Below are 13,599 nucleotides of genomic sequence, written 5' to 3'. Positions count from 1 at the left end.
GCTCTTGTCAAATCAAGGGAGCAAGGCTTTCATCGCGGAGCAGGGAATAGGAGCCCCGCCCCATTCAAAGGCAAAGCGAAAAACGGGAGCTCAGTTTGAGGGCGAAAAAGGAAAGCTCTCCCCGGCCTTCACCTCGATCTCGCGATCCGCGCTCCCGCTTTGACGGATCACGATGCGGACGCCGTATTTCTTAAATACGCCGCCGAAGCTCTCGTTATCCGGCTCACTGTAGCGAAAATCCTGTGTTCTCGCCGCATTTCCCACTGCCTTCATCAGCTCCGACAGGAAGAGATCCAGAGCCTCCTCCGAGACATTCTCCATGATCTCGATCCGGATGAGAAACTCCTTCTTCTCATTGTCCCCGCTGAGATCCAGATCCTTCACGAAATCGTAGCCCTCATCATTCAGGGCATCCACCACATCGCTGTGAATCTGATCGAAGTCGAGGCGAATCTCCTTCGACTCCGGAGCCGTCGTCAGGGCGGGGGACTCCAGCTTCGTCTGATAAGTCGGTTTGCACGCCGAAAGAGACAGGGCTCCCGCAAGAACGCAGAGCCCCGCCAAACGAATTCCTCTGACTCTCATACTATAAAATCCTCCGGCGGGCAGCCCCGAGTCCATCTCAGTCCCTCGCCGTCCGCACGCAAAGAGCGCCGGGTGTAAACCCGGCGCCCCGAGAAGTAATTCCGCAGAATCCGAAATTACTCCGTGTAGACCTTCTTGCCGTTCGGAAGCGTGATCTCATTCTCGTGATCCTTGCTCTTGCTGTTGTAGGTCTTCTTGTCGCCAGCGTAAAGGATGACGCCGTCCTTATCGGTCAGATAGTAGACATCGTTGCTGTCCTTCACATTGGTCTTCTTCTCCTGCACAGCACCGGCAGCGTTCACGAGGACATGGTTGCCGTCCGCGATGTTCGCAGTGCCATAGTACTCGACGTTCCTTCCGACGAGCTTCTTGCGGTTAGCGCTGTCTACCTGGACACCGGCGAGGTTGGACTCCTCGTTGTCAGCCTTCAGGACCACACCGTAAGCAACATACTTCTTGATCTTGGAGACATAGTTGTTCTCCGCCTCACCGTTGGTCTTGAAGTACATCTGATAGCTATCGTCGTCGAACTCGACGTTCTGGTAGCCGGACTTCCTGGAGCCGTCCTTCTTCTCGTCGCTGGAGAAGTAGTAGAGCTTCTGATCCGCGCCAAGGCTGGCAGCCTGGTCAAGGTAAGCATCCTTGGAGAGATCAAGCCACTTGTCCTTGCCGTTGTATTTGTTGGTGTAGTGTCCGTCGACAACGCCGACAATGCCGGAGAGCATACGGCCCTTCTCGTCGAAGGCATAGCTCTTGCCCTTGATCTTCCGGATGCCGTCCTTGAAGATCTTGCCGTTGCCCTGCGCCCACCACCAGCTGTAGGAGTCGTCGTCGTAGTCGTCCTTGTCGTAGTCCTCGCTCGGAACAGCCCAGACCCACTGATTCTTTCTGGCAGCTCCGTCCGCGTTGGTGTAGACAATGCTGTCCGTCGCGTTCGCCGGAGTATCGAAGCCGTCCGCGCCGTTCTTGGTAGCGGTGGACCAATCCTCGATCATACGGCCATACTTATCGAAGTAGAAGGTGTAGCCGTTGATATTCTTCTTCTTGTTGCTCTGCTTCTTTCCGTTGTTGTCGAAGTAGAACCAGAAGGTATCGCTGCCGTCGCCGTCGCCGCTTCTCACGGAGTCGGTGTTGACCGTCAGCTGAACCCAGCCGTTCTGAGCGGAACCATCGTTCCAGCCGCCGAAGTAGTAGTCAGCATCAACCCAGGCATCGTCGCCGGTCTTGATGGTGTTGCTGTCCTTGTCGATCCAGCCGTAGAGCATCTTGCCGTCCTGATCGAAGGCATACTTCTTGCCGTTGATGGTCTTGAGATCGGAGACAGTCACCTGCTCGTTGTGATCTCTGTAGGCCTTTCCGTCAGAGCCGAAGTAGAACCATCTGTACTCCGCGCTGCTGTCGTCGTCGGTAGCAAGGGCAACCCACTGGTTGCTGACCATCGCGCCGTCCCCGTTGACATAGTAGTAGTCATCGCCGTCCTGGATCAGCTTATCGGTAGCCATGCTTCCGTCGGAATCGAGATAGAACCAGTAATCTCCGGACTTTCTCCATGCATCGGTAACAGCGCTGCCGTTGTTATCGAGATACTGCCAAGCTCCGGTGGAGTTGTCCCAGCCAGCTGCGAAGGTCACAGCGGAGGCACCAAGAGCGAGTAAAGCGGTTGCAGAAAGAGCTGCAACGATTTTCGTCTGCTTTCTCATAATAAATGCACTCTCCTTTTTGATTGATGGATTCAATATCCAAAGTTACGGGACTATTATACCTTCCGAGCTTAAATTATTCAAGTCCTTTTCTTAAATAACGCTTAGCTGCGGTAAATGTATGAATTAAGAGATATAATGCCCGCTGCCTTCCTTATACTACCTCATAAATCCCTCAAAGTACATAACAAAGATTCAACGAATTATTACAAAAAGCTGAACCTAAGAATTAAGGAATCCATAAGGATTGTTCGTATTATATCGACTCTCCGGAAAATGTCAAGTCTTTTTTTGATTCCCGGGGCTCTCCAGGCGGCAGATCAGGACGCTTCCCGGAGTCCGCGCGCGGCGGAAAGCCCGGTGAAGAGGATGACGAGAACCAGCGGCAGGACGATCGGCACCGCGATGTTGACGCTCGCCTGCACGAGGTAGACGAGGAAGGAGAAGCCGACGGCGGCGCACCAGTCCGATGGGAAGGATCTGTCCTCCAGCTTCTTCCCGAGCTCTCCGAAGAGGATGCGGAGCGAGCGGACGCAGAATATGAGATAAAAGAGAAGCCCGAGGATCCCGATCGTGACGAGATAGTTCAGATATTCGTTGTGCGCCGCGTCGAAGACGCCGTACTCCGCCTCTACCATCTGCTGGAAGAAATTGTCCATCGTGACTGCATAATAGCTCTCCGGCCCCATCCCGATGAGCTTTTGAAGAAGGTCCATCTTCTTGATAAAATACTGCATCCCGAACTTCCAGTTCATCCCTCTTCCGGTTCCCCAGGTGTCGCTGAGTACCAGGACATTCCGGTACGGCTCCAGCACACCGAGCGGTCTTCCGCTGTTTGCGATATAGAGGAGGATCAAAAAGGAGAGGATGGAGAGAAGGAGTAGGATGCCCCAGATCCGAACGAGAAGCTTCCCGCCCGGAAGCGCCTGCTTAAAGCAGGCGAGATATTCCTTCTCCCCCATGCTCCCTCCCGTTTTCCGGATCCCCTGCCTGAGGAAAAGATAGTACATGAGACCGATGAGAAAGAGAAGAAGGAAAATGGCGATCGGGAGCATCTTGCTGTCCAGCGCGATGCGGAGCAAAATTCCATTCTCATAGATATTTCCGATATGAGGGATCGTCTCGCTCTTTGTGAGAAAGCCCAGCATCCACATACAGGAGAGGAAAACGAGGATCGACTCCCAGTAGCGGAGGAAGCTCCCCTTCCACCTCCAGGCGTAGAGGGGGAGGAGGGCAAAAAGCACCGCGAAGGAAAGGGCCACGTTGTCGGACTTTCCCATGAAGCAGGCCATATAGGAGATCAGCATGCCCGCGAAATAAAAAAGGCGGAGCCAGGTCTTCTCCTCCCTCAGATGAAGGACCGTGAAGAGAGCCATATAGACCGCGGTCAGGCTGGTGTAGCTGTTGATATTCCCCACGCTCGAGGCGAAGGTCTCCCAGTAGACCGGAGCCACGCCGTCAAAAAAGTGGAAGAGATTCATCTTGAAAAAGTCCGTAATCCCCCAGAGGCAGACGAGTATCCCCGTGAAAAGCCCCAGGAGGATATGCCAGAGCTTGGCCCGGTAGATCCGGCTCAGCATGAAATAGGCGAGAAAGATCATAAACCACGTGAGAAAGCCCATGCATCTCCCGCCTCCGCTTTTCCCCTCCTGGGCGCCCCAGATGCCCCAGAAGGTCTCATAGAGATAGCCGGAGCGGAGCATGGAGACCAGGTAAACCACGATCAGAAGGAGCATGGGGAGGTCTGTCGAAAGAGGCTTTTTTACGATGCCGGTCTCCCGAAGCGCTTTTTCCAGGTCCTCAAAAAAGAGCCTGCATGCCGGGAAAAAGGCGCTTATTCTTTCTCTCAGACCGTGCGGCCCGGGAGAGGGTTTTTTCTCCTCCTTCTTCGCTCCCCTTTTCGCTGCGCGGCGGCGATATAGGAAATCCCCCTCAAAGAAGAAGCGATATAAAAAAACGAGAAGGAGGAAGACAGCCGCCCCGCCTGTCAAGATACAAAAGGCCTTAAAGCGGTCCTTGAGAATATCCCGGTAGCCCCTGAGAGTGAAGAGCGGAAAAAAACACAGCATCAAAAGGACATAGGCGTCCATGATCCGCTCTGCATATCGGTCTTTTGTATTCATCGATGAGCCTGCCTTTCTCTTCGCGCATACATGTATTTGCACCGGCAGAGGAAAACGCCGGTGCAAAATTCAATCTCTTTCCTGCTGATTTATTCTCGGTGGAATCCGACTTTCTCTAGTTTCCCGAATCCCCGCCGGGGCCCGGCTCCGGACTCACGGAGGCATCATTCCCCGGTTTTACGGGGCTGTCCGTCTGCACAGGGGAATCATCCTTCTTCGTGCTCTCCTGCGCCTTTGTGCTCTTTGTTTCCTTTCCGGGGGAGTCGTCCTGCTCCGTCGTCGTCTCACGGGACTTCTGCCCCTCGGAGGAACGGCTGCTCTCCTGCGTCCTGCCCTCGGTCTGGCTCGGGCCCGCATTTCCGTCCTGCGTACTGCTCTCCGATCGGTTCTTGCCTGAGCCCTTGCTCTCCGTATCCTGTGAAGAACTGCTGCTCTTTGCGGAGCTCTCGGAAGAGCCGTTCTTCTCCGAGCTCTTTCCTCCGGAGTCCTTCGCAGCATCCGTCTTCCGGCTCTCTGACTCTCCGCTTCCCTTTCGGCTGCGGCTTCCGTTTTTATCGTTTTTATCGGTCTCGGAGGTGCTTTCCCCGCTGCTCCGGCTCTTTGTCTCCCCGCTGTCCTCCGTGCTTTGCTTCTTTTTGTTCTTCCGGTAGACCTGCTCCGTCTCCTCCTCGTCCCTTCCGGCGCCGGATTTCCTGCGATCCTCCTTCGGCGTGCCGCCGCTCCGATAGGTTCCGCTGTCCTCCCCGATTCGCTTGCTGTAGGTCCAGACCGCATCGGAGGGATTATAATCATTGTCTCCGAAGAGGAAAGAGTGCGCCCAGGTGACATTGGAGGCGAGGCTCGTCGGTATGACACAGTCTCCCTTCTTCCCCATCATCTGCGTCTTTAAATCCTTCGGGAAGCCCTCGGAGCCGACGATATTGTAGCGGGAAATCCCCTTTGCCAGCTGCACGAGATCTCCGGCATTGACATTGAAGGCGAGCTGCGGAAGGACGGTGTCGATAATGGAGGTCAATGTCACAAGATCCGCCTTCTTCGCCTTTTCCAGCACCTGAGAGATCACCTCTCTCTGTCTCTTCGTCCTGCTGAAGTCATCGTCCATATAGCGGAGTCTGGCATAGGCCACGGCCTGCAGTCCGTCCAGATGCTGCTTCCCCGGTCCCTTGATGTATTCCGCCGCGGGATTATCGGTGATCTTTCCCTTCACGCCGGTCTCGGTAATATAGGCATTCATATAAAATGCCTCTTTCTCCGTGAGATCCACATCCACGCCGCCGATCATGCTGATCGCGTCCGCGACAGCCTTCCAGTTAAAGGTCGCGTAATGTTCGATATTCAGGTCCAGGTTTTTATTCAGGGCGGCGACAGCCTGCTCCGGCCCGCCGTCCGCATAGGCCTCGTTGATCTTCGCGAAGCGGCTGCCCGCTCCGAGATTCAGGTAGGTATCCCGGTAAACGAAGAGAAGCTTCACATCCCCGGTCCCCATGTCGATGTTTACGACGATCTGTACATCCGCGTTCGCGCCCTTTCCGACGCTCCCGTCCCGGGAGTCCACGCCAAAGACCGCCACCGTCCAGTAGCCCTGCATCTGCTGCTGCTTTGTGACGTCAATATTGGTGTTCTTCACCTTCTCCGTATTGAACTCGACCTCCTGCACGCTGCTCAGGCGGTACTGCACCGCCCAGACGCAGAAGACCGCCCCCAGCGTCAGAATCTCAAGGACAGCGATTCCTATAATCCTCCGGATCAGCGCTTTTTTCTTTTTTTTCCGGCGGAGCCGCTCCGCCTCGATCTCCTCTTCCCCACCGGAATGAATGCGGAGAACATCGATATGGTCCCTGCCATTCCCCGGCTTCTTCCCGTTCTCCGGCTTTTTCTTGTTCTCCGCTTCCTTTCCGCTCTCCGCTTCCTTCTCTTTCCCGGACTTCTTCTCCGCATCGCTCCCGGAGGAAGCGGCTCCCTTCTCCGCGCGCTTTCCGCTCTCTTCCGAGGCGGGAAGGGAATGGCTCTTCCGATAGCGCTTCTTCGAATTCGGGGCCTTTTCTCCCTCTCCCTTTTCCGGCTCCGGCTTTTCCTCTCTTCGCTTTTCAGCGCTGCCCCGTCCGCTCAGAGAATCCGGAGAGGACTTCCCTGCCTCCTTGCTCTTTTCGGAAGTATTTTCGCCGGAAGATTTCTTTTCCGAAGCCTTTCCCTCTGAAGCGCTTTTCCCGGAAGCATTCCCTGCGGAAGGATCCCGTCCGGCCCCCGTTTCCTCCGGGCCGGACTTTCCTGCCTCCTTGCTCTTCTTCTCCGAATCCTGCCGCTCCGGTTCCCCCCCGGACCCGGCCTTCTCAGAAGACGTCTTCTCCAGCTCCGTCTCTCGCTCCGTGTAGGGTCTTCTCGCACTCTTATTCTTCTCTAAGGCCATAGGTCCTCTCCATGTAGCTCTGCTTTACTGCTCTTTTTGTACTGCTTCTATTCCCATTCCAAGGGGGACGCTGTCCTTCCCCGCCGCGCTGTCATTTCCGCTAATCTGTGCAGCTTCCCCGGCGTCCGGCGATTTGCACGCACCGCCAGCTCCCTCATTCGCATTCCCGCGGCCCTTCGGCCCGCTCCTTGCTCATGCGGGGGCGTGTCTTAAAGTCTCGCTTCCTCTCTCATGCAAGCATGGCTCTTCCCGGGCTTGCTATGATTCCGCATGGCTCCGCCGCTTCGCTGCTCTCGCCATGCTACCCCCCTCATTCGCATTCCCGCGGCCCTTCGGCCCGCTCCTTGCTCATGCGGGGGCGTGTCCTAAAGTCTCGCTTCCACTCTCATGCAAGCATGTCTCTTCGGCTTAAGCTTGCTATGATTCCGCATGGCTTCGCCGCTTCGCTGCTCTCGCCATGCTCCCCCCCTCATTCGCATTCCCGCGGCCCTTCGCCCCGCTCCTTGCTCATGCGGGGGCGTGTCCTAAAGTCTCGCTTCCTCTCCCATGCAAGCATGTCTCTTCGGCTTAAGCTTGCTATGATTCCGCATGGCTTCGCCGCTTCGCTGCTCTCGCCATGCTACCCCCCTCATTCGCATTCCCGCGGCCCTTCGGCCCGCTCCTTGCTCATGCGGGGGCGTGTCCTAAAGTCTCGCTTCCTCTCTCATGCAAGCATGTCGTGGAAGCAGACTTTCGACACTGGAATCATATCATAATGTCGACGGGCGGAATTGTCAATTCGGGCGCGGCTTGGGAAAGTCTTTTCTCAGTATGCGTTCTTATTTACGAAGCCTCGAAAGATCGTGAGGAAGAGGATGCGGATGTCCAGCCCCAGAGTCCAGTTTTCGATATACCAAAGGTCATAACGGATGCGTTCCGGTATGGAGGTATCCCCGCGGAGGCCGTTCACCTGCGCCCAGCCGGTCATGCCGGGCCTTACCTGATGCTTTACCATATAGCGGGGGATCTCCTCCCGGAACATTTCCACAAACTGGGTTCTCTCCGGCCTCGGTCCCACGAGGGACATCTGTCCCATCAGGACGTTGAAAAGCTGGGGGAACTCGTCGATGGAGGTGCGCCGGATAAATTTCCCGATGCCCGTAACTCTGGGGTCCCCCGGTGTCGTCCAGCCGTTTTTCTCCTCCTCCGGTTTTTGCTGGACCATGGAACGGAACTTATACATCATAAAGGGGCGATTGTGGCGACCGACCCTCTCCTGCCGGAAGATCACAGGTCCCGGAGATCCGAGCTTGATGAGCAGAGCCACCGTCAGCATAATAGGGCTGAAGATGAGGAGCGCGGCAAGAGATCCCGCGATATCCATCGCCCGCTTCATAGCGGCATTGAGGGGATCCGTCAGCGGGACATTTCGGATATTGATGACGGGCAGCCCGTCCATATCCTCTGTCATCGGCTTTGAGTGAATCACATTCTGATAATCCGGAATGAATTTTGTGTGAACACCGGATTTCTCGCAGACGGAGACGATCCCGGCGAGCTTCTCATAGGCCGCAAGGGGAAGGGTGATCGCAATCTCATCGATCGTATTTTTCGAGAGAAGCTCCGACAGTGCAGTGATCTTTCCGATCACTTTGACATCGCGGTAGGAGCTCCCCGTCTCAGCCAGATCATCGACAATTCCATAGATATGGTAGCCCCAGTCGGGATTTCTCCGACAGGCGTCGATGAAACGGTCCGAGACCTCCGAGAAGCCGACCAGCAGGATATGCTTTTGATTAAAGCCGCGCTTCCGAAGCCCCGACAGGATCCTGCGGATTCCAAAGCGCTCCAGCGTAGTGAAAAAGACATTGATCGCGAAGAAGAGGGCGATCATCCTCGCGCTGAAGTGATCCAGATAGAGCGTCTTTCGAAAAGCGAAGAGCAGTGAGGCAGAAAGCAGCACTCCCACGCCGTTCGCCTGGAGGATCCGGATAAAAGCCGCCTTTCGTCCCATCGTCCGCTTCGGGCGGTAGAGCCCGAAGATCCAGTAGAGGAAGAGAAAGGCCGGGATCAGGAAAAAAAGCGCGCTGAAATAAACCCGCGGCGGAAGCACACCATGCCCCTCCGGGAATATCGGCGACTCGATCGCGAAGTACCATGCCAAACCGTAGGACCCCGCCAGCACCAGTGCGTCCAGGAGGACATGGAGCTGATTCAGCTGTCTTTGCTTATCCCTGATCATATCCGGAATTATACAATAATCCGCCCATACCCCGCAAGCGCAGAAGTCTGCCATCAGGCAGACTCGGAGCGTTCTTGACCACTTCTCGGAGAGAAGTGCCTCCCGGAGGGAGGTCGGCTGATGCCTCCCGGGCGAAGCCGAGTCGCTGAGCTGCGAAGAAGCGAAGCATAAGCGCAGAAGTCTGCCATCAGGCAGACTCGGAGCGTCCTTGACCACTTCTCGGAGAGAAGTGCCTCCCGGAGGGAGGTCGGCTGATGCCTCCCGGGCGAAGCCGAGTCGCTGAGCTGCGAAGAAGCGAAGCATAAGCGCAGAAGTCTGCCATCAGGCAGACTCGGAGCGTCCTTGACCACTTCTCGGAGAGAAGTGCCTCCCGGAGGGAGGTCGGCTGATGCCTCCCGGGCGAAGCCGAGTCGCTGAGCTGCGAAGAAGCGAAGCATAAGCGCAGAAGTCTGCCATCAGGCAGACTCGGAGCGTTCTTGACCACTTCTCGGAGAGAAGTGCCTCCCGAAGGGAGGTCGGCTGATGCCTCCCGGGCGAAGCCGAGTCGCTGAGCTGCGAAGAAGCGAAGCATAAGCGTAGAAGTCTGCCTGATGGCAAACTCGGAGCACTTCCGATTCCTGTAGCCGATCTGACGTTTTGTACGCCGAAAAGCAGGCCGTCTGACGCCCCGGCGCTTAGCGATTTGGTTTCTTAAAATCGCTTATGCGCCGCTGGCCGCGGCAGTCGGAGCGAGAGCGTCCTGCGTTGGGCGGGCAAACGGCAGATCGATCCACTCTCATCCGAAGCCGAGCCCTAAACGCAAGGTCTGCCATCAGGCATGCTCGGAGCGTCTCCGAGTTTTCTCGAAGAGAGCCGCCTTCCGAAGCAAGGCACTTCGAAATTATAAGATACCGCAACAAAGCAAAGACCCCGCCCTCCTTCGCGCTCACACGAAAAGGAGGACGGGGCCTCGCGTTATCAGGCCTATATTCATACTGCGCCGCAAAGCGCGGCATAGGCATTTACTTTATGGATTGCATACAGCTGACTCTGAAGGGAAGACCGATCCGCCGCTAGTACAAACAGGCACAGCATGGGACGGGAGTGCGCGGGTCTTCTTCCTCAAGAGCAGCTGCATGCCTGCTCCCGAAGGATAGCGATGTTTAGGCGTTCTCTCTCTTTTTCCGGAAGACAAAGGCTCCGGCGAGAGCGCTCATGGAAGCGGCAAGGCCTCCCAGATAGAGGAAGATATTGGACTCATCGCCCGTCTTCACACCACGGCCGCCCTTCCCCTTTCCCTTGGACGCCGCATCCACTGCCGCCTTTGCGCCAGCGGACTTCGCGGACGCGGGATCTCCCTTCTTCGCAGGATCCGCTCCAGCGCCCACAGGGGCCTGCTGATACTGCGCCGGGTTCTCCGGGCTCATATTCTGGCTGTTCTCCGTGTTCTGCCTTGCGGCGGTATCTACCCAGGCGTGACCCTTGGTCCCGGAGGAGGATCTGCCGCCGATCTCCGAATCCGTTGCGATATTGGACCCTGTGGCAGGTGCGGGAACCACATTCGAGGTCGCGATATAGCGGAGTGTCGTGGCCACCGGCGTCGCGGTGGACGAAACGGTATATATTGTGCCGATTGCTCCGATGCCGAGGAGGGATGCCGTCAGCGTAGCAGCGATGGCGTTCTTCCGATTCAAAAGCTTCTTTGTATTCGTATTCTTCTCTCTCTTCATGATGCTCACCTCATACTCTGTCTGGAAGACCTCGGAAAAAGCGCGGACAAGTATTCCCTCTCATAAAGTGGCCTGGGATATGTCGTTCGGGCTTCCGCCCTCCCGGCTCCCCGGGTACCGTGCGAACCATGATCTCTGCGGGCCAGCCGCAAAAACCGTTCTCACAGATTCCCTGAAGCAGAATATTATGCCAAAAAGTGCTTTTTCTTAATCGTTTCTTAAAACACTGCGATTGTAGCGAATCTTTTCGCACTTGTCAAGGCCTGTAAGAAAAATGTCGGATTATCGTATTTCTTTCGACAGCAACGGCGAGCCATATGCCGATCTTCCTTCCAATGCTGAAAGATTTCGCATGCTCTCTATATAATATCCTTCAAGATCGGGAGGGGAAAGGGCTCTCCGGGCGCTTCCTTCTTAAGGTCCCTCAGGACGAAGTTCGACTTCCGGAGTGTGAGGGCCGGGTTATAATAGGGGTCCCCCTGCCGCAGGATCTCCGGCCAGCGCTTCGCGAGCTTCACGATTTCAGAGTTAAAGCGCTTCACCTTCTCCGGCGTGTCCTCCATGCCGCGGGACTTCGACTCATAGTGGTAGAAGAGCGCGTAGGGATTATAGACGATCCGCTGCTTCAGAGCACGGAGCTTTAAACAGAAATCAACGTCGTTGAAGGCCACGGCGAGCTCCTCCGTGAGTCCCCCGACCTGTTCGAAGAGGCTTCGCTTTGTGAGGAGGACCGCCGCCGTCACCGCGGAATAATCCTGGACGCACTTCGCCCTATGCATATAGGTATTTTCCTTATCGTGAATGCCGATGAAGGCCGCGCCGGCGATGCCCCCAAAGCCCATGACGACGCCGGCGTGCTGGATGACATGGTCCGGGTAGAGAAGCCTGGCCCCGCAGGCTCCGATTCCGGGGAGCTGAACGAACTGCAGGAGCTCCCGCAGAGAATCCGGCTCGATGAGCTCGATATCGTTGTTCAGAAGAAGAAAATAGTCCCCTCTCGCCTCCCGGGCTCCGAAATTGTTGATCGCGGAATAATTGAATTCCCGCTCCCAGCGGACGACACGGACGACAGGTCTTTGGAGCGCCTCCTCCTTCGAGACAAAGCAGTCCGGAAATTCGCGCGTGATTTCTTCATAATAAGAGAAGGTATCCTCCCGCTCCGAATTATTCTCCACGACGATGAATTCAAGATTCGAATAGCTCCCCCGGATGAGGGAGCGGATCGCCTTGTCGAGATCCTCCCGGTGGTCCTTGTTCGGGATGATGACGGAGATCAGCGGCTCCGCTCCCTTTTCCGTCCTCTCGATCCGATATTTCAGATGATAAAAGCCGTAGGTGATCCCCTTCTCAGCGCTTAGGAGCGGCAGGCCGACTCTCGCGCAGTGGGCCTCGATCGCCCGTCTCCCGGCCTCAAAGGCATAGAGCTTCGCCTCCGGATTCGCCGCGGTGGAGAGCTGGTGGGAGCGCCAGTGGTAGAGCGCCTTTTTTATGTGAAAGATGTTCTCCGAGGTGAAAAGGGCCTCCGACAGCCGCTTTCTGTCCTCCGGCAGAAGGCCCCGCCTCTCCTCCTCCCGCTCCGCGATCGCATCTGCCCTCTCGCAGAGCCTCAGGATGAGATCGTAATCCTGCGCGCCGTCGTATTCCTTCCTCTCATAGACCTTCTCCCCTCTCTCGTTTTGCTCTGCGACGCTCTCCAAAAGCCCTCTCTCCACCACCAGGAGATGACAGATATAGTTCACCGAGCGGAGGAGCTCCGGATTATAGTCGGACTTGAAATGCGGCTCGAAGAGATAGGCGGACTCGAAGTCGATCTTGTCCTCATCGCTGTAGAGAAGCTTTAAGCCCGGATGCTCGTTGATCGCCTTTGCGCATTCATAGAGAGCGTCCGGCGAGAGCTCATCATCATGATCCATGAGAATGATAAATTCCCCCTCCGCCCCCATGCGGAGCGCGGCATTCGTGTTCTCCGCAATGCCGCGGTTCTTCGGAAGAATCTCATAGCGAAAGCGCGGGTCCTTCTCCGAAAACTCCTGAAGGACCTCTTTCGGAGTTTTTCCTCCCTCCTTTCCCCAGATCAGTCCCTCATAGGCCGAGGCATCCGCGGCGAGGAGCTCAAAATTCCCATAGCTTTGTCTTCGGACGGATTCCAGCATCCTCCTCAGAAATTTCTCCGGTGTCCGGTAGACCGGCACCGCGATGGAGAACTTCGGCTCATGCGGAAAATGCAGTCCTCTCTGCCTCTCGAGCTCCTCCTCGCTCACGCGGCAGCTTCGATACCACTCGTTGTAGTCATAGTCCTCTTCAATCCCCTTCAGCTTATGGACCGTCTTTTTAAAGAGGGCAAAGAATCCGTCCTTTCGAAACGTCTCCCGGACCGCCTCGAGCGTCTCCGGATTTAAGAGGGCGAGGAATTTCTCCCGTTTCCTGTGCGCATGGGAATTAAAGGCCTCCAGGCGTTTATCATCGAGAAAAAAGCGGCGCCTCCTGCCGTCCACCTCGATCAGGAGGGTGCAGGAATCCCCGCTGCCAAAGGTATAGGGAAGTTCGATATCGAAGCCGAGCTCCCGGCGGATCGGATGCCCCGTCTCCTTTTCATAATCCGGGAAAAAGGCCTCCGCCACGGAATCCCTCCGCACCGAGGAGATGAGAACGCCCTCCGCGGCCTTCCCGTCCTTTCCCAGGACCTCATAATGCACCCTTGTCTCCGGGTCTCTCCCGAAGGCCCAGCCCTGCAAATTGAGCTTTCCCTCCCGGACCAGCGCGATATCAAGCTTTGTTCTCATATCCTTCCCTCTCCCCGCGAAGCCATCCCCCCTCCGCGATACCCTCTCTGTCCCCCGCTCTTTGCCGGATC

The 13,599-nt window shown here is 56.3% G+C and carries 7 protein-coding genes; all 7 read right to left on the bottom strand.

Annotated features, from left to right (window positions below; genetic code table 11):
- Positions 1-90: 90 nt before the first annotated feature.
- Complete coding sequence (locus GCWU000341_RS02475; RefSeq protein ID WP_155812568.1) at positions 91-585, bottom strand: hypothetical protein; 495 nt, start codon at positions 583-585, stop codon at positions 91-93.
- Between the two features lie 116 nt (positions 586-701).
- Positions 702-2,285, bottom strand: coding sequence for a hypothetical protein (locus tag GCWU000341_RS02470; RefSeq protein WP_009214128.1), 1,584 nt, complete (start codon positions 2,283-2,285; stop codon positions 702-704).
- 320 nt (positions 2,286-2,605) lie between these two features.
- Positions 2,606-4,408, bottom strand: a complete 1,803-nt coding sequence (locus GCWU000341_RS02465) for an O-antigen ligase family protein (protein ID WP_009214127.1) — start codon at positions 4,406-4,408, stop codon at positions 2,606-2,608.
- A 115-nt stretch (positions 4,409-4,523) separates the two neighbouring features.
- Positions 4,524-6,815: an LCP family protein gene (locus GCWU000341_RS02460; protein ID WP_009214126.1), complete on the bottom strand. Its 2,292-nt coding sequence runs from the start codon at positions 6,813-6,815 to the stop codon at positions 4,524-4,526.
- An 805-nt stretch (positions 6,816-7,620) separates the two neighbouring features.
- Entirely contained in the window at positions 7,621-9,036 is a 1,416-nt protein-coding gene (locus GCWU000341_RS02455; protein ID WP_040653297.1) for an undecaprenyl-phosphate glucose phosphotransferase, read from the bottom strand.
- A 1,142-nt stretch (positions 9,037-10,178) separates the two neighbouring features.
- Positions 10,179-10,745 (bottom strand): LPXTG cell wall anchor domain-containing protein, encoded by a 567-nt coding sequence (locus GCWU000341_RS02450; protein ID WP_009214122.1) that lies wholly within the window; start codon positions 10,743-10,745, stop codon positions 10,179-10,181.
- Between the two features lie 359 nt (positions 10,746-11,104).
- On the bottom strand, positions 11,105-13,528 hold the full coding sequence (locus tag GCWU000341_RS02445; RefSeq protein WP_009214120.1) for a glycosyltransferase family 2 protein: 2,424 nt from the start codon (positions 13,526-13,528) through the stop codon (positions 11,105-11,107).
- Positions 13,529-13,599 lie beyond the last annotated feature (71 nt).

Source organism: Oribacterium sp. oral taxon 078 str. F0262 (assembly GCF_000160135.1).
In the GTDB taxonomy this organism is placed as follows: Bacteria; Bacillota; Clostridia; order Lachnospirales; family Lachnospiraceae; genus Oribacterium.
This window is presented reverse-complemented; position numbering and strand designations above follow the sequence as displayed.